The organism is Bifidobacterium boum (genome assembly GCF_000741535.1).
Classification (GTDB): Bacteria; Actinomycetota; Actinomycetes; order Actinomycetales; family Bifidobacteriaceae; genus Bifidobacterium; species Bifidobacterium boum.
In genome coordinates this window covers 514313-538485 of sequence record NZ_JGYQ01000007.1, presented here as the reverse complement: position 1 = coordinate 538485, position 24173 = coordinate 514313, and the positions used below count along the sequence as shown (strand labels likewise).

At 61.4% G+C, this 24173-nt stretch carries 12 protein-coding genes; 9 read left to right on the top strand and 3 right to left on the bottom strand.

Going from position 1 to position 24173, the window contains the following annotated elements; translation table 11 throughout:
* Positions 1-71: 71 nt before the first annotated feature.
* Positions 72-374, bottom strand: coding sequence for an exodeoxyribonuclease VII small subunit (locus BBOU_RS03585; RefSeq protein WP_026502802.1), 303 nt, complete (start codon positions 372-374; stop codon positions 72-74).
* Positions 375-433: 59 nt separating this feature from the next.
* Positions 434-1798 carry an exodeoxyribonuclease VII large subunit gene (gene xseA, locus BBOU_RS03580; RefSeq protein ID WP_051616691.1) on the bottom strand — a complete coding sequence of 455 codons (1365 nt, stop codon included), beginning with the start codon at positions 1796-1798 and terminating at the stop codon, positions 434-436.
* A 382-nt stretch (positions 1799-2180) separates the two neighbouring features.
* Here xseA and nrdD point away from each other — a divergent pair, with 382 nt between their 5' ends.
* The 5 genes from nrdD to BBOU_RS03555 all read left to right on the top strand — a co-directional run bounded on the left by nrdD (position 2181) and on the right by BBOU_RS03555 (position 12851).
* Positions 2181-4613 (top strand): anaerobic ribonucleoside-triphosphate reductase, encoded by a 2433-nt coding sequence (gene nrdD / locus BBOU_RS03575; RefSeq protein WP_026502801.1) that lies wholly within the window; start codon positions 2181-2183, stop codon positions 4611-4613.
* Between the two features lie 179 nt (positions 4614-4792).
* On the top strand, positions 4793-5506 hold the full coding sequence (gene nrdG, locus BBOU_RS03570) for an anaerobic ribonucleoside-triphosphate reductase activating protein (RefSeq protein WP_081815497.1): 714 nt from the start codon (positions 4793-4795) through the stop codon (positions 5504-5506).
* Between the two features lie 237 nt (positions 5507-5743).
* Entirely contained in the window at positions 5744-10582 is a 4839-nt protein-coding gene (locus tag BBOU_RS03565; protein ID WP_051616690.1) for an acyl-CoA dehydratase activase-related protein, read from the top strand.
* A 324-nt stretch (positions 10583-10906) separates the two neighbouring features.
* Positions 10907-12178: a glutamate-cysteine ligase family protein gene (locus BBOU_RS03560; RefSeq protein ID WP_026502799.1), complete on the top strand. Its 1272-nt coding sequence runs from the start codon at positions 10907-10909 to the stop codon at positions 12176-12178.
* A gap of 43 nt (positions 12179-12221) precedes the next feature.
* Positions 12222-12851 (top strand): TetR/AcrR family transcriptional regulator, encoded by a 630-nt coding sequence (locus BBOU_RS03555; protein WP_026502798.1) that lies wholly within the window; start codon positions 12222-12224, stop codon positions 12849-12851.
* A gap of 99 nt (positions 12852-12950) precedes the next feature.
* Here the strand turns inward: BBOU_RS03555 and BBOU_RS03550 are convergent, their stop codons facing one another.
* The gene (locus BBOU_RS03550) at positions 12951-15272 is read right to left on the bottom strand and encodes a glycoside hydrolase family 3 N-terminal domain-containing protein (RefSeq protein ID WP_026502797.1); all 2322 of its coding nucleotides are present in this window, start codon (positions 15270-15272) and stop codon (positions 12951-12953) included.
* Between the two features lie 342 nt (positions 15273-15614).
* Between BBOU_RS03550 and BBOU_RS03545 the strand changes: the two genes are divergently transcribed.
* The 4 genes from BBOU_RS03545 to ileS all read left to right on the top strand — a co-directional run bounded on the left by BBOU_RS03545 (position 15615) and on the right by ileS (position 23976).
* Positions 15615-16280: a MarR family winged helix-turn-helix transcriptional regulator gene (locus BBOU_RS03545; protein WP_238552000.1), complete on the top strand. Its 666-nt coding sequence runs from the start codon at positions 15615-15617 to the stop codon at positions 16278-16280.
* On the top strand, positions 16277-18190 hold the full coding sequence (locus tag BBOU_RS03540; protein ID WP_026502796.1) for an ABC transporter ATP-binding protein: 1914 nt from the start codon (positions 16277-16279) through the stop codon (positions 18188-18190). Before BBOU_RS03545 ends, BBOU_RS03540 begins: the two co-directional genes overlap by 4 nt.
* Positions 18187-20226 carry an ABC transporter ATP-binding protein gene (locus BBOU_RS03535; RefSeq protein ID WP_026502795.1) on the top strand — a complete coding sequence of 680 codons (2040 nt, stop codon included), beginning with the start codon at positions 18187-18189 and terminating at the stop codon, positions 20224-20226. The genes BBOU_RS03540 and BBOU_RS03535 overlap by 4 nt, the downstream gene beginning before the upstream one ends.
* A gap of 417 nt (positions 20227-20643) precedes the next feature.
* Positions 20644-23976, top strand: coding sequence for a mupirocin-resistant isoleucine--tRNA ligase (gene ileS / locus BBOU_RS03530; RefSeq protein WP_026502794.1), 3333 nt, complete (start codon positions 20644-20646; stop codon positions 23974-23976).
* The last annotated feature ends 197 nt before the right edge of the window (positions 23977-24173 follow it).

Sequence of the window (24173 nt, the reverse complement as noted above, 5' to 3'; positions counted from 1 at the left end):
CATACGTGTTGCGGGCATCCGGATGATACGTCCGGATGCCCGCAACACGTATATGTGAGTATGTGAAACAGCTACTCGAGGTTGGATTGCGTGCCCGCGGTGTCCGCTGACGTCTGTTGCTGCGCCTGTGCGGCGTCAAGCTTGGCGCGCACCTGGTCGAGCAGAGTCTGGGCGCGCTTGGCGAGCGCCTCGCCGAGCTCCCACTGGCGCATGGATTGGTCGAGATTCAGGCCGCCTGCTTCGAGTGCTTGCACGGCTTGGATCAGCTGGTCGCGAGCCTCCTCATAGGACATGGATGCGATGCGCTCGCGTTCCTCCTGCGTCAGGCTGGAAGCCGGGGCGGTGTTGTGCGTGGTGTCCGTTGATGCGGTCATGGTGGTTCCTTTCGTGGATGGTGCCGGTCGGTTGGTGTGTCGTGTGGAACGGTGACGTGTCAGGCGGCATCACCGGTGGGCGTGGTGGTGCCGTTGGTGTCGTCCTGCCTGAGGGTTTCGGCGAGCAGGCTGCCATGGTGGAGGGTGATGGTCAGTCGTGTTCCCGTGGCCACGCCGTCAGCGGTGTCAAGCACATGCCCGTCGGCGGTCTGCACGACGGCATACCCGCGGTTGAGCGTCGCCTGGGGGCTCATGGCGGTGAGGCTGGCATGGAGTTTCTCCACGCTCATGCTCGCTTCGTCGACAATGCGGGTCAGCCCATACCGCATGCGTTGCACGGCATCGTCGACGAATCGTTGATGCGGTTCGAGCATGGTGCTCGGATTGGTCAGACTTGGCCGGTTCGCATAGCCTTCGATAAGCCGCTGCTCGTTGCCGACCATCGCGTCCATACGCAGGTTCATGCGCTCGCGCGCGTTGGCGATGAGCTGCCATTGTTCACGGATGTCAGGCACGACTTTCTTCGCAGCATCCGTCGGTGTGGAGGCACGCAAGTCGGCGGCCAGGTCGATGAGCGTCCAATCGTCTTCATGGCCGATGGCTGAGACGATGGGCTTGCGGCATGCGGCGGTGGCGCGCACCACGTTTTCGTCGGAGAACCCAATCAGGTCTTCGAAACTGCCGCCACCGCGGGCGACGATGATGACGTCCACGCGAGGGTCGTCGTCGAGCTTTCTGATGGCCTGAACGACTTCGGGCGGGCATTGTGCGCCTTGGACGTGCACATGTTCGACCACGAAGTCCACGGCCGGCCAGCGCAGGTTCACGTTGGTGATGACGTCGCCTTCGGCTCGTGCCTGCGGGGCGCAGATCAGGCCGATGCACTTGGGAAACTCCGGCAACGGAATCTTGTTTTCGGCATCGAACAGACCTTCGCCTTTGAGCTTCTTGCGCAATTCGTCGATCTGCGCTTTGAGGTCGCCGGCACCTACGCGGCGGATGTCGTCGGCGACGAAACTCAGGCGTGTCGCCTTCACCCACACTTCGGGCTTGCCGTGGACGACGACACGCTCACCCTGCCTGAAATCCCTGGCCATGGCGACGAATCGGCTGAACCCCATAACCGATATGGAGATGTCTTGGGTGTTGTCGCGCAGCGTGATGTACCCGGATGTGCTGCGGCGCATGTTGATTTCGACGATCTGGCCTTCGACCCAGGACGCCGGCCAACGTTCGACCGCATCATGGTATTTCTGGCTGACCACGCTGACCGGCCACGGGTTTTCCGCGGTGGTGTCGCGGGCTAGGCGCGGCAGTTGGTCGAGCGGTTTCGGCGCGACGGTGTCTCGGCTTTCGATGGCGTTGCCTGCCGCATACCCTTGGGTGTAGCCGGAGCCCGGCGCGTTGTATCCGTACCTTTGCATACGCTTCCCTCCAGCCACGTTGTGGCATTCGTGTTGCCCGCCGCGCGTGCGGCCTGTCCGGTCCGGCGTTCCCCGTGGACTGGCGCAGTCCTCGCCGGTTGCTGATAGCCTCAACTTTCGCGCATCGAACGGACAATACTGTTCACCCGCGCCCGCGTATAGCACGTTTTCTCCGTCTGCGATGGCGTGTCGTGAACGACACGCGGAGACGGCAACGTTATCTTCGTCACATTTGCCTCGTTTTGGCGGAACCATGCGGTTTGCTACTACATCTAGGACAGTGTCGCATTTTTGGCACTAGATATCGTGGTACAGTCGATGCTTGCACATGAGAACGAACGAAGGTCGGGAGGAGCCCGACCCATGGAAAGGACGGAACCCAATGGACATGCAGGTTCTTGATGCGCCGCTGACCGCCGCCCCGGAAAGCGACACAGAGAACACCGTCGCAGAAGGGAAAGAAGCCATGAGCAAGGTGCTCGTCGAGAAGCGTGACGGCCGGATCGTCGAATTCGATCCGATCAACATCATCAGCGCCGTCAAGTCCGCTTTCAAGGACCTTGATAAGGAAATCGGTCCGGAGGAAGAGCAGCTCATCCGCGATCTCGCCAACCAGGTCGAAGGCGAAATCAAGGAACGCTACAATGGTCCCGCCAAGATCGAAGACATCCAGAACCTGGTCGAGCATGGCCTGATTGAAGACCACCTGTATGAGGTGGCCCGCAACTACACGAACTACCGTCTGAACAAGGATATCGAACGCGCCAAGGCCACCGATATCAACGAGGCGGTCAGCCGTCTGGTCAACCGTGATGAATCCCTCGTGCGTGAGAACGCGAACAAGGATTCCAATGTCTACGCCACGCAGCGTGACCTGCTCGCCGGCGCCGTGTCCAAGGCGTCCGCATTCTCCATGCTGCCTGACGCGGTATCCAACGCCCACATGAAGGGCGACATCCACTTCCATGACGCCGACTATTCGCCGTTCACCGCGATGACCAACTGCTCGCTGCCGGATTTCGGCGACATGCTCGCCCACGGTTTCGAACTCGGCAACGCGATGATGGACTCCCCGAAGTCCATCGGCACCGCCGCCACGCAGATCACCCAGATCATCAAGGACATCGCTGGCGCCCAGTACGGCGGCCAGACCGTCAACCGTGCCGACGAGATGCTTGAGCCGTACGCGAAACTCGACTATGAGAAGCATCTGAAGATGGCTCACGCCATGTTCCCCGACGACATGCCCATCGAAGCCGCGCAGACCGTCGTGCATGGCCTCAAGGAGCAGGAGCCCGCAGGCCTGCACTTCGAGAACCGCGCCCCGCTGCCCGACGACGTCCCGTTCGACACGGACGCCGCCCCGATCCAGCAGATCCGCGAAATCTACGCGAAGCTCATGACCCGCAAGGCGATTTACGACGCCATGCAGACCATGGAATACCAGATCAACTCCAACCGCGTATCCAACGGCCAGACCCCGTTCGTCACCGTCGGTTTCGGCTTGGGCACCTCATGGTTCGCCCGCGAAATCCAGCGTTCCATCCTGCTCAACCGCATCCGTGGTCTGGGCAAGGATCGTCACACCGCGATCTTCCCGAAGCTTGTGTTCACCATCAAGCACGGCATCAACGCCGACCCGGGCGACCCGAACTACGACATGAAGCAGCTGGCGCTCGAATGCTCCACCAAGCGCATGTACCCGGATGTCGTCTTCTACGACAACATCGTCAAAATCACCGGCTCCTTCAAGGCCCCGATGGGCTGCCGTTCCTTCCTGCAGGGCTGGATCGACCCCAAGACCGGCAAGGATGTCGAAGACGGGCGCATGAACCTCGGTGTCGTCACCGTCAACGTGCCGCGCATCGCCTTGGAATCCCACGGCGACAAGGACCGCTTCTGGAAGCTGTTCGACGAGCGTATGGAAGTCGCACACCAGGCGCTGCAGTTCCGCATCATGCGCTGCAAGCAAGCCACCCCGGTCAACGCGCCGACCCTGTTCCGCTACGGCGCTTTCGGCCGCCTCGGCGCCAACGATAACGTCGACCAGCTGTTCCGTAACGAGCGTGCCACTGTCTCCTTGGGCTACATCGGCCTGTATGAGGCGACGGCCGTGTTCTACGGCAAGGATTGGATGCGTGACCACAGCTGGGATCCGGAAGGCAAGGAGTTCGCGCTGTCCATCGTCAAGCGCATGAACCAGCTGTGCAAGCAGTGGTGCAAGGCCGAAGGCTACCATTACTCGGTGTACTCCACGCCGGCGGAAAGCCTCACGGACCGCTTCAACCGTATGGACCGCGAGAAGTTCGGCCGCGTTGACGGCGTGACCGACCACGACTTCTACACCAATTCCTTCCACTACCCGGTGTGGCTGTCCCCGACGCCGATGGAGAAGCTCGACTACGAGAAGGACTTCCCCTACTACGCGTCCGGCGGCTTCATCAACTACTGCGAGTTCCCGTGCCTGCAGGACAACCCCAAGGCGCTCGAGGCCGTGTGGGATTACGCCTACAAGATCGGCATCGGCTACCTGGGCACCAACACACCGATCGACCACTGCTTCGTGTGCGGCTTCCAAGGCGACTTCGAGCCGACCGAAGAGGGCTTCAAGTGCCCCGAATGCGGCAACTCCGACCCCGATAAGTGCAACGTGACCAAGCGTACCTGCGGATACCTCGGCAACCCGGTCCAGCGCCCGATGGTGCATGGTCGTCACGAGGAAATCGCCCACCGTGTCAAGCATATGAGCGGTGAGACCGGTCATGTGACACTCAAGGACGGTTCCGAACACGAATGGTTCGAAGAAACCAAGTAAGCCCGAAGCACACCGGGAAACACACCGTCAGGCGGACGGCCTGACGGCGACAACCAATGATGACGGCCGCGATGCACGCTGCACGCGGCCGTCATTGCCGTGCGTCGTGGCTTTGTTCGCGTCAGCTTGGATGGGCGGACGTGTGAAAGAAGCGGCAAGGCAAGGAACAGGAAGCACTGATGGCAGCAACGACATTGCATGATTTCGCGGCGGGGGAGACCGGCCGCGGCCCGTTCATTCCGACCAACCGGTCGAACAATCCGAAAGCCGGGCAATGGACGAACCGGATGAGCCACAACATGATCGCCGACTACAAACGGTTCCTCATGACCGACGGCGAAGGCATCCGCTGCTCCCTATACGTGTCCGGATGCCCGTTCCACTGCGTGGAATGCTACAACAAATCCATCTGGGATTTCCAAGCCGGACACGAATACAACGACGCGCTCGAAGCGCAAATCATGGACGACCTGTCCCAATCCTACGTGCAAGGCATCACCTTCCTCGGCGGCGAGCCCCTGCTCAACACGGGCGTGCTCCTGCCGCTCGCGCGAAAAATCCGCGAACGCTTCGGCCACACCAAAGACATCTGGTGCTGGACCGGCTACACATGGGAAGAACTCATGCGCCCCGGCGAAACCCAGGACAAGCTCGACCTGCTGCACGAAATCGACATCCTCGTCGACGGCCGGTATATCAAGGATCTGCACGATACCCTCCTGCAATTCCGCGGGTCAAGCAACCAGCGCATCATCGACGTACCGAAATCCTTCGCCGCCGGCAAGCCCGTCATCTGGAGCAAACTGCACGATCAAGAGCGTTTCATCCCGGAAATCTACGGCAAGGATCGCGCCGCCGGCGAAGGCAACGACAGCCTGTCCTCAGGGCAGTAACACCGCTCGCCGCATCCGCCGCACGCCATTATCCGACGGGTTGTACACTGCCGGTGGCCGTTGGGACGCGGCAAACCGTGCAGGTTTCGTATATCTGTACCGTTTCGCTTCGGGCGAGTTGTGCTGACGTGCGTATGCGTTAGCATTCACTAGAGGAAATTCGGCAGGACACGTGCGAAGGTTTGCAATACTCCGCCACGCCGCCCGGTTTCTGCCGACAATGGATATGAGGTGCAGATGACGCAACAGGGAGAGCATGTCATGACCGACGAACACGGAAAGAAGCCGTTGCGTGTCGGTCTTGACATCGGATCGACCACAGTCAAAGCGGTCGTATTGGATCAGAATGACACGCTCGACAGCGTGCTGTTCTCCGATTACCGTCGCCATCATGCCAACGTGCGGGCCACAGTCGCCGGACTGCTTGAAGACATCCACCAGCAGCTCGAACGGCTCGGCCGCGGCGGCGAGCCGATTCGCCTGGCAATCACCGGTTCCGGCGGCTTGACCCTCGCCGACAACCTGCACGTGCCCTTCATCCAGGAGGTCATCGCCGAAACCCGCGCGATCGACCAGGAGATCCCGCAGGCGGATGTCATCATCGAGCTCGGCGGCGAGGACGCGAAAATCACCTACCTCAAGCCGACTCCGGAACAGCGGATGAACGGCTCGTGCGCAGGCGGCACCGGCGCGTTCATCGACCAGATGGCGACCCTGCTGGACACGGACGCGGCCGGTCTCAACGAGATGGCCAAGCACTACCAGACCTTGTATCCGATCGCTTCACGCTGTGGCGTGTTCGCGAAATCCGATTTGCAGCCGCTGATCAACGACGGCGCGGCGAAACCCGATTTGGCCGCCTCGATTTTCACCGCCGTCGCCACACAGACCATCGCCGGTCTCGCTTCCGGCAGGCCGATCCACGGCAATGTCGTTTTCCTCGGCGGGCCGCTGTTCTTCATGTCCGAGCTGCGTGAAGCCTTCCGGCGCGCGCTCGACGGCAAAGTCGACCAGTTCATCACCCCGTCCGACGCCCACCTGTATGTCGCGTTCGGCGCCGCGCTCATCGCCGGCGACGACAATGACGACGACGATACCGGCACCGCCACCATCGCCGAACCGCGCTCCTGCGCGCAGATCCTCGACGACCTCGAACGGCTGAAGAACCTGCCGAGCAATACGAAGACCATGCCGCCGCTGTTCCCCACCGAGGCGGATCGCGAGGCGTTCAACGCCCGCCACCATCGTGAACACGTGCATGTAGGGACCTTGGAAGGCGCCACGGGACCGCACTTCCTCGGTATTGACGCCGGTTCGACCACCATCAAGGCGACTCTGGTCAACGACGACCGTGAAATCGTATGGTCGTCCTACGCCACCAACGAAGGCAGCCCGTTGACCGCGGCGGTCAATATCGTCAAACGCATTCAGGCGCAACTGCCTGCGGATGCGTGGATCGCGCGCTCCTGCGCGACCGGATACGGCGAAGGCCTGATCTCCACCGGTTTGCACCTGGACGAAGGCGTCGTCGAAACGATGGCGCACTATCGTGGCGCCGAAATGGTCAGCCCCGGCGTCACCGCAGTCATCGATATCGGCGGCCAGGACATGAAATACCTCGCCATCAATGACGGGGTCATCGACTCGATCGCCGTCAATGAGGCGTGCTCTTCAGGCTGCGGCTCCTTCCTGCAGACCTTCGCCCAGTCCATGGGACTGAGCATCGAAGAATTCACGCAAAAAGCCCTGAACTCCACGCATCCGGTGGATTTGGGCTCGCGCTGCACGGTGTTCATGAACTCCTCCGTCAAGCAGGCGCAGAAAGAAGGCGCCTCCATCGAGGACATCGCCGCCGGCCTGTGCTATTCGGTCGTACGCAACGCGTTGTACAAGGTCATCAAACTGCGTGACGCCGACGCGCTCGGTGACACGGTTGTCGTCCAGGGCGGCACCTTCCTCAACGACGCCGTGTTACGCGCCTTCGAACTGCTGACCAAGCGCGAAGTCACCCGACCCAACATCGCCGGTCTGATGGGCGCGTACGGTGCCGCCCTGACAGCCCGAATGCACTATGTCGACGCGGCCGATGACGATCCTTCCGCCGCGCACACCCGCTCCAGCATCCTCACCGGCGACGCCCTCGACAATCTGTCGATGACCACGTCCCGTGACGTGTGCAAGCTGTGCCAGAACCACTGCAAGCTCACCATCACCACCTTCCAGGACGGTTCACGCTACGTGACCGGCAACCGGTGCGAACGCGGCGGCGACGCGAAAAAACAGCGTTCCGACCGCCCCAACCTGTACGACTACAAGTACAAGCGTTGCTTCGCCTACCGGCGTCTGACCGACAAGAAGGCGACCCGCGGCGAGATCGGCATCCCGCGCGTCCTCAACATGTACGAGAACTACCCGTTCTGGTTCACCCTGCTGACCAATCTCGGCTTCAAGGTCATCATCTCCGGGCGTTCCAACCATGAGCTGTTCGAAACCGGCATCGAATCCATCGCATCCGAGAACATCTGCTACCCGGCCAAACTCGTGCACGGTCATATCAAATGGCTGCTCAACAAGGGCGTCAAGACGATCTTCTACCCGTGCGTGAGCTACGAAGAGAACCTCGTACCCAACACCGACAACCACTACAACTGCCCGGTCGTGGCGAACTATCCGGTCGTCATCGGCGCGAATATGCCCGAACTGCGCGAACCCGGCATCCGCTACATGCGCCCCTACTTCAACTTGGCCAATCATGAGCTCATGGCCAAGCGCATCGTCGAAGAATTCGCCTGGGCGAACGTGACCATGGACGAGGCGCAGCAAGCGGTCAAGGCGGCGTACGCAGAAGACAAGCTGTTCAAGCATGATGTCCAGCAGGAGGGCCTGCGTGCGCTCGCCTACATGAAAGAGCACAACTGCCACGGCATCGTGCTCGCCGGGCGTCCCTACCACATCGACCCGGAAGTCAACCACGGCATTCCCGAGACCATCTGCTCGCTTGGCATGGTCGTCCTGTCCGAGGATTCCATCTGTGAACTACAGCCGGGTGAAGACCTGCATCTGAGCGAATACCTGAGCGCCGGCGAACAAGACCCGCACGCGAAGGACGCCGCAGGATTCCGCGAAGTGGGCGACCGCAAAGTCACCCGCATGCCGTTGCGTGTGCAAAACCAGTGGGCCTACCATGCCCGCCTGTACTCGGCGGCACGATTCGTATCCTCCTACCCGGGGCTTGAACTCGTGCAACTCAACTCCTTCGGATGCGGCCTCGACGCCATCACCACTGATCAGGTCAGCGAAATCCTCGCCGACAAGGCCGACGTGTACACCGTGCTCAAAATCGACGAAGTCAGCAACCTGGGTGCGGCCAAAATCCGCCTACGCTCGCTGAAAGCCGCCGTCGAGGAACGTGAACGCAACGCCGAACTGCGTGACGGCCGCAAGTCGCCGCAACCTCATCAATTGCAGGAGCCGCAGCCCGCGCAAACCGCATCCGACTGCGGTTTCCGACACACCGGCGGCACTGCTCCGACCCCCGGACGTCAGGCGATGCTCGACGCCGTGATGGCCGAGAATCCGAAGCTCACCGAGGCGGTCAGGCAGGCTTCGCGCCGCACCGCTGCCCAAGCGTCGCAGCAGGACGGCACGAAGACCGGCAAACGCGGCGGGTCCGCCCGCAACGAGGCCACCATGAGCCGGTATGCGCACAAGGTCCGCTTCGAGAAATCCATGCGCGACTACACTATCGTCTGCCCGCAGATGAGCCCGGTGCACTTCTCACTGGTCGAATCCGTCATCCGCTCCGGAGGATACAAGTTCGACGTGCTCAAACACGCCAGCAACGAGGACGTCGAAACCGGCCTCAAATACGTCAACAATGACGCCTGCTATCCGGCGATCATGGTTGTCGGGCAGCTGGTGGACGCCATCATCCAAGGCAAATACGATCCGGACCATGTGGCGCTCGCCATTTCCCAGACCGGCGGCATGTGCCGTGCCACGAACTATTACGGTCTGATCCGCAAGGCGTTGATTGACGCCGGATACCCGCAGATTCCGGTCATCGCGCTGAGTTTCCAAGGGTTGGAAAGCAATCCTGGATTCAAAGCCACGCCGGCGATGCTGGAGCGTGCCGGCAAGGCGCTCGTCTACGGTGATCTGCTGATGAAATGCCTGTACCGCGTCCGCCCGTATGAGGCTCAGCCGGGCAGCGCGAACGCCCTGTATGAGCAGTGGGACACGATTCTGCGCGAAACCATCGAGCATCATGGGTATTCAAAGACCGCCAAGCGTGTGTACGGCAAGGGGTACTGGCTGTACCCGCAGCTGTTGAAGAAGATCGTGCGCACCTTCGACGAGCTGCCGCTCAAGGATATCCCGCGCAAGCCGCGTGTCGGTGTGGTCGGCGAGATTCTTGTCAAGTATCATCCGGACGCCAACAACCATGTCGTCGACCAGATTGAGGCGCAAGGCTGCGAAGCCGTGGTGCCGGGCATTGTCGAATTCATGACCCAGCACCCCTACACCGACAAGTGGAATGAGGATCATCTGGGTACCGGCGGCAGCCAGACCATAGACGCGGTTATGCGCTGGGCGCTCAACCGCGGGCTCAACCCGGTACGTCGCGCCATCGCCACCGCGCACGGCAAGTTCAGCCAGGACGAACGCATGGAGCAGCTGGTGAAAACTGCTGATGAGGTCACGTCCGTCGGCGTGCAGGCCGGCGAAGGCTGGCTGCTGACCGCCGAGATCATCGAGCTGATCGAGTCCGGATGCCCGAATATCGTGTGCGCGCAGCCCTTCGCGTGCCTGCCGAACCATGTGACCGGGCGAGGCATGTTCGGCAAGATCCGTCGCCTGTATCCGCAGGCCAACATCGTGTCGATCGATTACGATCCGGGCGCCTCGGAGGCGAACCAGCTCAACCGTTTGAAGCTGATGATCGCCGCCGCCAAGAAGAATCACAAGGCGCATCTCGATGAGCCGATGCACGGCCGGGCAAGCGGACGTGCCGGCGAGAGCGGAACGTCCGCGCCGTCGCCAGACGCATCGGCGCCGCTGTCTACGGCAGACTGAACGCGATTCTGGCGTCGTGCCCAGATGCCGGCGCTAGGATACGCGTTCCGCGCTGTGGGGCGTCCACACTGTCCCGTCGCAATACGCGGTTGCCGCCCGCTGTGCTACGTTGCGGATTGTCTGTGGTCGCCGTCGTCCGCACGGTTCGCTGTCCGCACGTTCCGCGTCGGCAACGACTGAACGAAATGAACGCGTGACTTGCCACAAGCGGAATCGAATCAAGTGGCATCAGACCAGACGAACTGCAAGGCGCTATCAGTTTTTCGTAGAGCTGAGGGCGCGGCAATCCGCGCGTGGCGGGCCCATTTCGTTTACGATGGCAGCATGAGCACACCACGCATCAGCTACGCGCATATGAATGCCACCGTCAACCCCAAGCATGTCGACAGCCTGGTCCGTTTCTTCGAAAGCGGCGCCAAGCCGGAACGCAACGACGGTTACGGGGTTGAAATCGAGCATCTGCCCGTTCGCAATGGTACCGACCAGGCGGTCAACTATTACGAGCCGAACGGGATTGAGGTCCTGCTCAATCGTTTGCGCCCCTATTACGATGCCGACAAGGAGTATTGGGAGAACGGCCATCTGGTAGGCCTCACCCGCAAGGGAATCTCCATCTCCCTGGAGCCGGGGGCCCAAGTCGAATGCTCGATCGGTGTGCTGCACAGCCCGCAGGAACTGGCTGTCGAGTACGGTCGCTTCCGCAAGGAAATCAATCCGATTCTCGACGCGCTGGACTTCCGCCTGATCAACTACGGTTACCAGCCGAACACCAGCTACGCCGACATTCCGGTCAACCCGAAGAGCCGATACGAGGCGATGACCGATTATCTGGGGCGTGTCGGACAGTATGGCCTGTGCATGATGCGCGGTTCAGCATCCACACAGGTGAGCATCGACTATCAAAATGAGCAGGACGCCATCCGCAAACTGCGCGTGGGAACGGCGATCGGCCCGATTCTCGCGTGGTTCTTCCGCAACACCCCGTATTTCGAGGGCACCGAGAACCCGTTCCCACTGATGCGCCAGCGCATGTGGGATTTCCTCGACTGCCAGCGCACGAACCTGATCCCCGGGTTGTATGATGACCGGTTCGGCTGGGAGGATTATGCGGTGGACGTGTTAAGCACCCCGATGATGTTCGCCGACCTGACCCATACCCCGGAGGCTGAGGGGCTGCCCGAAGAGCAGAAACACCGCGCCGCGTTCCGCGACAACGCGGGCGAAATCTACCCCGACCGCGAGCTCAACGCGTACGAGGTGAACCATGTGCTGTCCACGCATTTCAACGATGTGCGGCTGAAGAACTTCATCGAACTGCGCCACTGGGATTCACTGCCGGTCGAACGTGCCCAACGGTTGACGGAGATCATCGGTTCCCTGTTCTACGACGATGAGAACCTCGACCGGCTGACATCGTATTTCGATGGTTTGAGCGATCTTGACGTGCTGGAAGCGAAGGCGAACGTGCAGGCGCATGGCAGTGAGGCGACGCCGTATGGGCAGCCGCTTGACTTCTGGCAGGAGTTCCTCGGATTGGAGGGGCTGCTTGCCGACGTGCCGGGGGACCCCGTCCACCCTGACGTGTTCCAGGCCTGAAACGGCGCTTGGGTTTTCCGTTCGCGCCGATACACTCGGGCGTATGGATACTCAGCGAAGCAAACGGATCCGCAAACCGCCGCAGGAGCGCCGATGCGAGGTGCTGAACGCTGCGGTCGAGCTCATCAGTGAACGTGGGTTCAACGGCATGTCCGTACAGGATGTCGCTGACCGGGTCGGCATTTCCAAGCAGGGCGTGCTGCGGTATGTCGGCAGCAAGGACAATATGCTGGCGATGGTGTATCACGAATACTACAATGCGGTCGGCAGTCCCGAGGAGTTCCGCGCCTCCGGACTGCCGGGCAGCGGACCGGGCGCGATGCTGTTCCCCGCGTATCTGCGATTCCTGGTGCAGTGCAATGCGCAGCGGCGTATGCTAGTCCAATTGTTTTCCGTGCTTCAGGTCGAATCGTTCAATCCACGGCATCCGCTGCATGAGGAGTTCGCCCGTCGGCCGGAGGCGATATGGCAGTATTACAGCGGATTCACATGGGATATTCCGCAGTGGGTGGGGCAGTGGGAGGATATGCGCCCGCTGGTCCGCCGTGCGATGGAGATCATGGACGGCGTGCAGTTGCGTTGGTTGCGCGAACCGGCGATTGATTTGTGTGAGGAATGGGCGGCGATGGAGGATGTGCTGTTTCCGTTGCCGCTGTGGGAGGGGTACCGCTGAACCGTCGTGGGTTCGGCGGCACCGTACTCCGTATATGGTTGGTGCGCAAACGCGCGTTTGTTGTCGCTATATGGCGTTGCCGCCTGGACGGATCCTTACCTATGCGACGGTGAACGTGGCGCGTTTGAGATCCGTACGACGGCTGGAATGGCCGATCAGCACCTCAAACTCGCCGGGTTCCACAAATCTGCGGGCTTCTTGATCGACGATGGTGCAGTCGGCCACCGGAATATCGAAGGCCACAGTCGTGGTTTCGCCCGGTTCGATGTGCACGCGTTGGAACGCCTTGAGCTCGCGGTCGGCCCAACTGTATGAGGTGACGATGTCGCCGATATACAGCTGGACGACTTCGGTGCCTGCATGGTCGCCGGTATTGGTCAGCGTGATTTCGGCGTGTACCGTGCCATCCACAGTGAATGTCCCGCAATCCGGGGTGTTGGTGATAGCCACTTCGCCGTAGTCGAAGGTGGTGTAGCTCAGCCCTTCGCCGAACGCGAATGCCGGATCTTGTGTGAGATCGGCGTAGCGGTTGCCGTGCTGGCCGCGAATCTGGTTGTAATACACCGGCAGCTGCCCGGCGTGGCGCGGGAAGGTGATGGGAAGCCGGCCGCTGGGATCGGTGATGCCGAGGATGATTTCGGCGATTGCCTGCCCGCCTTTCATTCCCGGGCTTGGCGCCCATAGGAACGCGCTGACGCCGTCTGCTGTGGATTTGTCCACGATGACGCCGTTGCCGCCGATGACGCATGCGGGCATGACTTGCGGTTTGGAGCTCATCAGCACGACGACCAGCGGTGTGCCGGTTTCGCGTGCCACATCGCTGAGCGCTTCGAGCATGGCGTTCTGGCCGCCGAGCAGTTCCAGGGTTGCAGTGGAGCGGGTCTCTCCGACCAGTTGCACGACATCGCCGACGACGGCGACGATGAGGTCGCTCTGGCGGGCGTTGTCCACGGCTTCGTCGAGCAGTTGCTGGTCGACGGGGGCGCTGACGGCGAGTTTCGGGCGCGGCTGGCCGTCCGGGAAGTATGTGCCTTCCGGGGCATCCACCAGGTCGATGATGTTTGCGCCGCGGGAATAGGTGATGTCGCAGCCTTGAGGGGCGAGTTGTTTGAATCCGTCGAGGATTGTGGTGATCATGCCGCGCGGCTGGCCGTCGGGCATCCAGGTGACTTGGCCGGAGTTGCCCGCCCAGTCGCCCAGCTGGTTTTGGGCGTCGTCGGCAAGCGGACCGATGACGGCGATGCGTTTGCCGGCGGCGGCGAACGGCAGCGCCCCGTTGTTGTTCAACAGGACTGTGGATTCACGGGCGATGCGCAGATTGAGATGCTGATGGGCGTCGCAGCCGACGACTTCTTTGATGCGCCGCTCATCGGGCAATCGGGGGTCTTCGAACAGACCGAGACGGAACTTAAGTGCGAGGATGCGGCTCACTGCGGCGTCGATCAGTGACTCGTCCAGCAAGCCGGTGTGCACGGCTTCGATGGCGCCGTCGTAGAACTGCGGCGTGGTCATGATCAGATCGTTGCCGGCTTTGACCGCGTCTGCGGCGGCATGCACATAATCGGCTTTGACTTTCTGCTCCCACACCGCGCGGCCGACATTGTCCCAGTCGGTGATCAGCGTGCCTTGGTAGTTCCAGTCACCGCGCAGCTTATCGGAGAGCAGCCAGTGGTTGAATGTGACCGGTATGCCGTCGATGGACTCGTAGCCGAGCATGAAGGTGCCGCAGCCTTCTTTGGCGACCCGTTCGAACGGCGTCAGGAACCATGATTCGAGTTTGCGGTGGGACAGGTCGGCTTCGGAAGCGTCACGGCCGCCTTGGGTCTCGCTGTAGCCGGCGAAATGCTTGGCGCATGCGAGGATGGCGTCGTGGGCGAGTGGCTCGCCGGCTTTGGCGCCGCCTTGGTAGCCTTTGATGATGGCGGAGGCCATGTCGCCGATCAGGGTCGGGTCTTCGCCGAAGGTTTCGTCCACGCGGCCCCATCGGGTGTCTCGGGCGATGCACAGTACGGGGGAGAAGGTCCAGTGCACACCGGTGGCGGAAACTTCTTCGGCGGTCGCACGGCCGACTGCCTGCACTGCGGCGGGGTCCCAGCTGGCCGCCATGCCCAGTTGCGAGGGGAAGATGGTGGCTCCCGGCCAGAAGGAGTATCCGTGGATGCAATCGTCGCCGATGAGCAGCGGGATGCCGAGGCGCGTTCTGGTGTTCACGGTTTCGACGGCACGCGGCAGGTCCGCAGGGCTGGTGTGCAGAATCGAGCCGACATGTTTGGCGACGATGAGATCGTCGAGGTCGCCGTTGCGGGCATCGAGTTGCATCATCTGCCCGACTTTCTCTTCGAGGGTCATGCGTCCGAGCAGGTCGGCGATGCGTTGCGGTGTCGGCAGTGCTGGGTTTTGATAGGGGAGATTGGCGGTCATGCGGTTCGCTTTCTTCATCGAGGCGGGTCTAGTTACCAACTGGTAGTTTAGCGTCGCTGCCGGATACGACACCCCGCTGATGTGCGTGTCGGGATGTGCTTGCATGTCGGCCGGGACGTGCGTGTCGGGATGTGCGTGTGATCCCGGAAAGGGCAGGGCCGTTCGCTCTGGTGCCCGGAGGGCGGCGGCAAACCGGTTCGACACGCCAAATGTTGTATATGCAACTGTTGTATGGGGCACCCATTACCATCAAGATGCGGAGCATCCGAGTCACAACAACACGGTGACTGCGGGCATCCTGCATCACGTCAAGAGTATCGGGCAGCCTCACAGGGGAAGAACATGGCATATGACATCAATCAGTCTGGCATCACGCCTGCCGTTTGCCGCGATGACAGCAGATCCGGGCCCGGCTGCGCCCCGGCATCCGATCAGATCCCCCTGGGAGTGGAAATCCAGCGGCTCGCCAGGGCGGTCCGCCGGTATCTCGGATTGACGATGCCTGCCAGCGCGCGCGAAGCGACAGACGGCAACGCCAGCATCATCATGTTCCTTGACCGCCATCGCGGTGATGAGATATTCCAGCACGATATTGAAACCCGCTTTTGCATCACCCGGTCCACCGCCTCACGCGTGCTGACCCGCATGGAGCGCAAGGGGCTGATTATCCGCAAACCGGTCGCCCGCGACGCCAGACTCAAACGCATCGTGCTCACCCCAAAAGCCGACCGGATTGTCGCCGATCTCATCGTCAACGGGAGCCGTGCGGAGGATTCCCTCACCGCAGGGTTCACGCCTGATGAGCTCGTCCGACTGCGCGGTTATCTCGCCCGGCTGCACTGCAATATGGACGCCGCGCTTGACACCGCCGCCCAGACTCAACCCACGCGAGCCCCGGTGCAGTCCGCCACAGGGCAGGAACCCTCGCACAACGCCGGTCAACTTGCCGCAAGCATCATCCGCAACAATCACACCACCATCGAAGAAGAACAGGAGCGCAACCAGTGACCGCACAACAGCTCGCGACTACACGCGACGCCGCCGACGCGCCGGCAAAACCAACGCACGTCATCCGCACCCTGCTACACAGCCTGCGCGAATACAAGAAGGAAAGCATCCTCACCCCGCTTACGGTCGCCGTCGAAGCGATCATGGAAATCATCATCCCCACCGTCATGGCGAACCTCATCGACCAGGGCATCACCGGCGGTTCCATGCCTATGGTATGGAAATTCGGCCTGATTCTGTTCCTGTGCGCGCTCGTCTCGTTCGCCGCCGGCACGCTCGCCGGCCGGTTCGCCGCCGTCGCGTCCGCAGGTTTCGCGAAGAACCTCCGCCACGACGTGTTCGCCAAAGTGCAGGGCTTCAGCTTCACGAATATCGACCGTTTCTCCACCGGTTCGATTATCACCCGCAGCACAACCGACGTGACCAACCTGCAGAATTCATTCCAGATGATCGTCCGCATCGGCGTGCGCGCGCCCATCATGATGATCGCCGCATGGGTTTTCTCGTTCCGTATCAGCCGGTCGATTTCCTTGGTGTATCTCGCCATCATCCCGATTCTCGGCATCGCGCTGTTCGCGATTGTCCTGTTGGTGCACCCTGTGTTCGAGCGGGTCTTCCATACGTATGACAAGCTCAACAATGACGTGGATGAGAATCTTCAAGGCATCCGCGTCGTCAAATCGTATAATCGCGAAACCCATGAAATCGGCAAGTTCAACCGCATCTCACTGGCGATTTACCGTGATTTCGTCAAAGCGGAACGCGTATTGAGCTTCAACGCCCCGCTGATGGACGCGTGCATTTACATCGCGCTGCTCGCCGTCTCATGGATGGGGGCGCAGCAGATCGTCGCGTCCGGCAACAACGCGGCGCACGGCTTGACCACCGGCGACCTGACGGCACTGGTCACCTACGCCTTGCAGCTGCTCATGGCGCTCATGATGATTTCGATGGTGTTCGTCATGTTCATCATCTCGCAGGCATCCGCAGAACGCATCTGTCAGGTGTTGCAGGAACGCAGCACCGTCACCAACCCAGACCACCCCATCGAACAGGTGCCGGACGGTTCCATCACCTTCGACCACGCAACCTTCCGGTATTCGCGCAACTCGGAGAAACCGGTGCTTGACGACATCAACCTTGACATCCCCTCTGGATCGGTGGTCGGCATCATCGGCGGCACCGGATCGTCCAAATCCAGCCTCGTACAGCTCATCCCGCGCCTGTACGACGTGACCGAAGGCTCACTGAAGGTCGGCGGCCATGACGTGCGCGACTATGATCTGCAATCCCTGCGCGACCAGGTCGCCATGGTATTGCAAAAGAACGTGCTCTTCAGCGGCACCATTGCCGAAAACCTGCGGTGGGGCAACCCGGACGCCACCGACGAGCAGGTTCGCCATGCCGCGAAAATCGCGCAAGCCGACGGATTCGTCCAAGAATTCCCCGACAAGTACGACACCATGATCGAGCAGGGCGGCACCAACGTGTCCGGCGGTCAGCGGCAACGCCTGTGCATCGCCCGCGCACTGCTGAAAAACCCGAAAGTCTTGATTTTGGACGATTCCACCAGTGCAGTGGACACCAAAACCGACCAGCTCATCCGCGAGGGGCTGCGTTCCGAAGCGCCGGACGTCACCAAAATCATCATCGCCCAGCGTCTGAGCTCCGTACAAGACGCCGACATGATCCTGGTCATGGCGGGCGGCCGCATCATGGACCAAGGCACGCACGAGCAGCTACTCGAGACAAGCGACGAATACCGTGCAATCTATGAGCTGCAAACCAAGAACCACGGCGAAGCGGATACCGCGGATGGTGCCACGGGCACCCCGAGTGCCACGAATGTCCCGGACGCCGCAGCCAGCCAGTCCACCGCAAACACCGCACAGGAAGGAGAGACGCGATGAGCACGCAGAACACCACGCAACACGCCGAACAGCCTGCCGATGCATCAGGCCGCAAGCCGCGCACGAGAGTCCCCCGCGGTACCATCAAACGGCTCTGGGGCTACATCGCCCAATACCCGGTACGTCTGACCATCGTTGTCCTGTCCATCATCGTGTCCGCCGCCACACAAGCGCTGTCCATCGCGTTCCTGCAGCGGCTCGTCGACACGTACATCATCCCGCTGGTCTCTGCCACCCACCCCGACTGGGGGCCACTGATCCGTGCGCTCACCATGCTCGCCATCATGTACGCGGTCGGCACGTTCTGCGCGTGGCTGTGGGGCTGGCTGATCATCGACATCGAGCAGGGCACACTCAAGAAAATCCGCGATGACATGTTCGCCCACCAGCAGCGTCTGCCGATCCGCTACTTCGACACCCACGAACACGGCGACGTGATGAGCCGGTACACCAACGACACCGACACCCTGCGGCAGGCGATCTCGCAGTCCTTCCCGCAGATGTTCGCCTCGCTGCTGTCCGCGCTCGCATCCCTGATCGCGATGATGTGGCTGTCCGTGCCGTTCGCGCTGTTCACCCTCGTATTCGCGATCATCCTGTTCGTGCTGGTCAACAAGCTGGTCGCCCGTTCCGGTATCCAGTTCGTACGCCAACAGCGCATGCTCGGCGATGTCAACGGATTCGTCGAAGAATCGGTCAACGGACAGAAGGTCATCAAGGTGTTCAACCATGAGGACGCCACACAACGCGAATTCGACCGCCGCAACGAGGAACTGTTCGACGCCGCAGCCCAGGCCAACACCTACGGCAACATCACCATGCCGATCGTGAACAACTCTGGCTACCTGCTGTACGTCATCACCGCGGTCCTCGGCGCGTGGGCCGGTCTGTCCGGCATGCATAACTTCGGTTTCGGCGGCGCAAGCACCATGACACTCGGCACCGTGATCGCCATGCTGACCCTGTCACGCGGCTTCATCAACCCGCTCGGCCAGGTTTCCATGCAGTTCACGATGGTCATGATGGCGCTCGCCGGCGCTTCACGCATCTTCGCGCTGATGGACGAACCGGTGGAAGCTGACAACGGTACGGTCACGCTGGTCAACGTGGAGCTTGGCGAAGACGGGCACACGATGACGGAAACCGACAAGGAGACACAACACTGGGCGTGGAAGCGGACGGCGGATGATGACGGTACACGCTCGCTTGCCGCGGCCGCCAAACTGCGTGGCCAGGCCCGTGAGGTCGCCGCCAAAGCCAAGCAAAGCGCAATCACGTCGCCGGACGGCCGGTACACGCTGCTGCGTGGTGATGTGCGCTTCACCGACGTGACCTTCGGATACAACCCGTCCAAGCCGGTGTTGCACGACATCACATGGTTCGCCAAGCCGGGGCAGAAGATCGCGCTGGTCGGTGCGACGGGTGCGGGCAAGACCACGGTCACGAACCTCATCAACCGCTTCTACGATATTCAGGAAGGTCAGATCCTGTATGACGGCATTGACGTGCGGAACATCCGCAAGCCGGATCTGCGCCGTTCGCTCGGCATCGTGTTGCAGGACGTGAACCTGTTCACCGGCACCGTGATGGACAACATCCGCTACGGGCGTCTGGACGCGACCGACGAGGAGTGCATTGAGGCCGCGAAGCTGACGAACGCCGACGGGTTCATCCGTATGCTGCCGGAAGGGTACAGCACCGTGCTTTCCGGCGACGGTTCCGGTCTGTCGCAGGGCCAGCGCCAGCTGATTTCGATTGCGCGCGCCGCCGTGGCGGACCCGCCCGCCATGATTCTGGACGAAGCGACCAGCTCGATCGACACCCGTACCGAGGAAGTCGTGCAGGCAGGTATGGACGCCTTGATGAAGGGTCGCACGGTGTTTGTGATCGCGCACCGGCTGTCCACTGTCCGCAATGCGGACGTGATCATGGTACTCGACCATGGTCGGATCATCGAACGCGGCAACCATGACGAGCTCATCGCCCAGCGTGGCGAATATTACCAGCTGTACACCGGAGCGCTCGAACTCGAGTAACGCGACAACAGCCAGAAAACCCACCGTCTACCTACGCTCAACTCACTGTCAGCGTAAGCAGCCGGTGGGTTTTTCTGCCTCTGCCGACGCTGAAGTGCTGCTGAGCGTCGGTAGAAACAGGGGAGGGTGGCGTCGAATCGCGTGTTCGCTGTGAGTCGCTCGGTCGTCCCGCCCGCGGTGCTATCATGGCGGCTGTATGTGGCGATGATCCGTCATCAGCGGGGAGCCTTCGGAAGAACAGGGCACGGCATCAGCCAAGCCCCCAGTAGAACCGACGGGTCCGGCCCGACACAGCCGGACACAAGCGGTCGCGCACAGCCGGCAACCCGGCGGTACACGGCAAGCGAGGTGGTACCGCGGCGCAAGCGCAAGCTCCGTCGTCCTCGTGGCAATATCAACCAGCCAGTCGAGGAGAATATGGTGAGCGAAACCACCGATCACGTGTATCCCAAGGCATCAACCGGCGAGCAAAGCGCCAACGTCGCGCCGAACCCGAACTTCCCCCAGCTCGAACAGTCCGTGCTGGATTATTGGGATACCGACGACACCTTCAACAAATCCGTGGAACGCCGCCCAACCGGCGATCACAGCCAGAACGAGTTCGTGTTCTTCGACGGCCCGCCGTTTGCCAACGGCCTGCCGCACTACGGCCACCTGCTGACCGGCTACGCCAAGGATGTCATCCCGCGCTACCAGACCATGAAGGGTCACAAGGTCAACCGCGTGTTCGGATGGGACACGCACGGCCTGCCGGCGGAGCTCGAAGCGCAAAAGGAACTCGGCATCGATTCGGTCGACGACATCAACAAGATGGGCATCGCCAAGTTCAACGACGCCTGCCGTGCTTCCGTGCTCAAATACACCAACGAATGGCGTGAATACGTGCATCGCCAGGGCCGTTGGGTGGACTTCGACCACGGGTATAAGACCCTGAACACCCCGTACATGGAATCCGTCATGTGGGCGTTCAAGCAGCTGTACGACAAGGGCCTCGCCTACAAAGGCTACCGCGTGCTGCCGTACTGCCCGAAGGACCGCACACCGCTGAGCAACCACGAACTGCGCATGGATGCCGACGTCTACCAGGATCGGCAGGACACCACCGTATCCGTGGCCGTCAAACTGCGTGACGAGGACGACGCTTACGCCGTGTTCTGGACCACCACCCCGTGGACTGTGCCCACCAACCTCGCCATCGTCGTCGGCGCTGACATCGACTATGTTGAAGTGCGCCCGACGCAAGGCAAGTTCGCCGGCAAGAAGTTCTATATCGGCAAGCCGCGTCTTGAGGCCTACGCCAAGGAGCTCGGCGACGACTATGAGATCGTACGCGAACTCAAAGGTGCCGAGATGGAAGGCTGGCGTTACTGGCCGGTCTTCCCGTACTTCGCGGACGACAAGGCGCTCGCCGAAGGTGGCACCCCCGGCCCGAACGCGTTCCAGATCTTCACCGCCGACTATGTCGACACGGTTGAAGGTTCCGGCCTCGTGCACCAGGCACCGTATGGCGAAGACGATATGAACACGCTCAACGCCAAGGGCATCAAGTCCATGGATGTGCTTGACGAAGCCTGCGTGTTCAACTCGCTGACCCCTGACTACGAGGGCATGTTCGTGTTCGACGCGAACCTGCCGATTTTGCGTAACCTGCGTGCCGGTGACGGTCCGCTCGCCCGCATCCCCGAGGAGCATCGCGCTTTGCTGTTCCAGGAGAAGAGCTATGTGCACTCCTATCCGCATTGCTGGCGTTGCGGCACCCCGTTGATCTACAAACCGGTGTCCAGCTGGTTCGTGTCCGTCACGAAGATCAAGGACCGTCTGCTCAAGCACAACCAGGAGATCAACTGGATTCCGGAGAATGTGAAAGACGGCCAGTTCGGCAAGTGGCTCGCCAACGCGCGAGACTGGTCGATTTCCCGCAATCGCTTCTGGGGCAGCCCGATCCCGGTGTGGGTGAGCGATGACCCGAAGTATCCGCGTGTCGATGTGTACGGTTCGTTGGATGAGCTCAAGGCCGATTTCGGCGATTATCCGCGTGATGACAAGGGCGAAATCAACATGCACCGCCCGTACATCGACCGTCTGACGCGCCCGAACCCGGACGACCCGACCGGCAAGAGCCAGATGCACCGCATCACCGATGTGCTCGACTGCTGGTTCGAATCCGGCTCCATGCCGTTCGCCCAGTTCCACTATCCGTTCGAGAACAAGGAATACTTCGAACAGCACTTCCCGTGCGATTATGTGGTCGAGTATATCGGTCAGACTCGCGGCTGGTTCTACACGCTGCACATCATGGCCACGGCCCTGTTCGACAAGCCGGCGTTCAAGAACGTCATCTGCCACGGCATCGTGCTCGGCTCCGACGGCCAGAAGATGAGCAAGCATTTGCGCAACTATCCGGATGTCAACGGTGTGTTCGACAAATTCGGTTCCGATGCGATGCGTTGGTTCCTCATGAGCTCGCCGATTTTGCGTGGCGGTAATCTCATCGTCACCTCCGACGGTATCCGCGACACTGTACGTCAGGTCATGCTGCCTGTGTGGAGTTCGTACTACTTCTTCACGCTGTATGCGAACGCGGCGAACGGCGGGAAGGGCTTCGACGCGCGTCGTCTGCGTGCCGACGAGGTCGAGGGCCTGCCGCGCATGGACCAGTATCTGCTGGCTCGCACCCGCCTGCTGGTTGAGCGTGTGGAGAAGTCGCTGGATGATTTCGCGATTTCCGACGCGTGCGAGGCGGTCACCGATTTCATCGATGTGCTCACCAACTGGTACATCCGCAACACGCGTGACCGCTTCTGGAACGAGGATGAGAACGCGTTCAACACGTTGTACACCGTGCTGGAAACCTTCATGCGGGTGCTTGCCCCGCTCGCTCCGATGGAAGCGGAAACCGTGTGGCGTGGACTGACCGGCGGCGAATCGGTGCATCTTGCGGATTGGCCGTTCCTCGCCGACGAGAAGACCAGCGAGCCTACGGAACTCGGGCTCGTGCTCAAAGCCAACGATGCGCTCGTCTCGGCGATGGACCAGGTGCGTGAAGTTGTTTCCGCAAGCCTGTCGCTGCGCAAGGCGGAGCAGATTCGCGTGCGCCAGCCGTTGAGCAAGCTCACCGTCGTGGTCGCCGACCCGAAGGCGGTCGAGGATTATGTCGAGATTTTGAAGACGGAACTCAACGTGAAGTCCGTGGACTTCTCGACCCTCGAGGATGCGCCTGAACACGGCTTGAAGATCATCCACCAGCTCAAGGTCAACGCGCGTGCCGCCGGCCCGCGTCTGGGCAAGCAGGTGCAGTTCGCCATCAAGGCGTCCAAGACCGGTGCATGGCATGTGGATGCCGCGACCGGCGCTCCCGTGGTTGAAACCCCGAACGGCGAAATCGCGCTGGAAGCCGGTGAGTTCGAGGTCATCAACCGCGTGGAGGAGCAGGATGCCGCCGAAGCCGCCAATTCGGTGTCCGCGGCCCTGCCGTCCGGCGGGTTCGTGATTCTCGACACCGCGCTTGATGACAATCTGCTGGCCGAAGGCTACGCGCGTGACGCGGTCCGTGCCGTGCAGGATGCCCGCAAGGAGGCTGATTTCAATATCGCCGACCGGATTGTGCTGACCCTGACCGCCCCCGCAGCGGACGCGCCGAAGCTCGAGCAGTTCCGTGACCTGATCGCCCACGAGACGCTCGCCACGACGCTTGACATCAAGCCGAGCGACGCCGCCAAGGAGCTCGAGGTCACCGTCGCCAAAGCGTGACACCCAAGGGCGTTGCGCCTGCAACGCGGTGTCTTAGGGGTTGAACCCCTGGGATCGCGCTTTGCCGCGTAGTGGCAATCTCGAATCGCACGGACTGGTCATGCTGAGCCCACTCAGTGTGACCAGTCCGTGCGATTCGCCCATTTGTATCCTTTTTCTGCCGACGCTGGGGCGTGCTCAGTGTCGGTAGTGGGTTG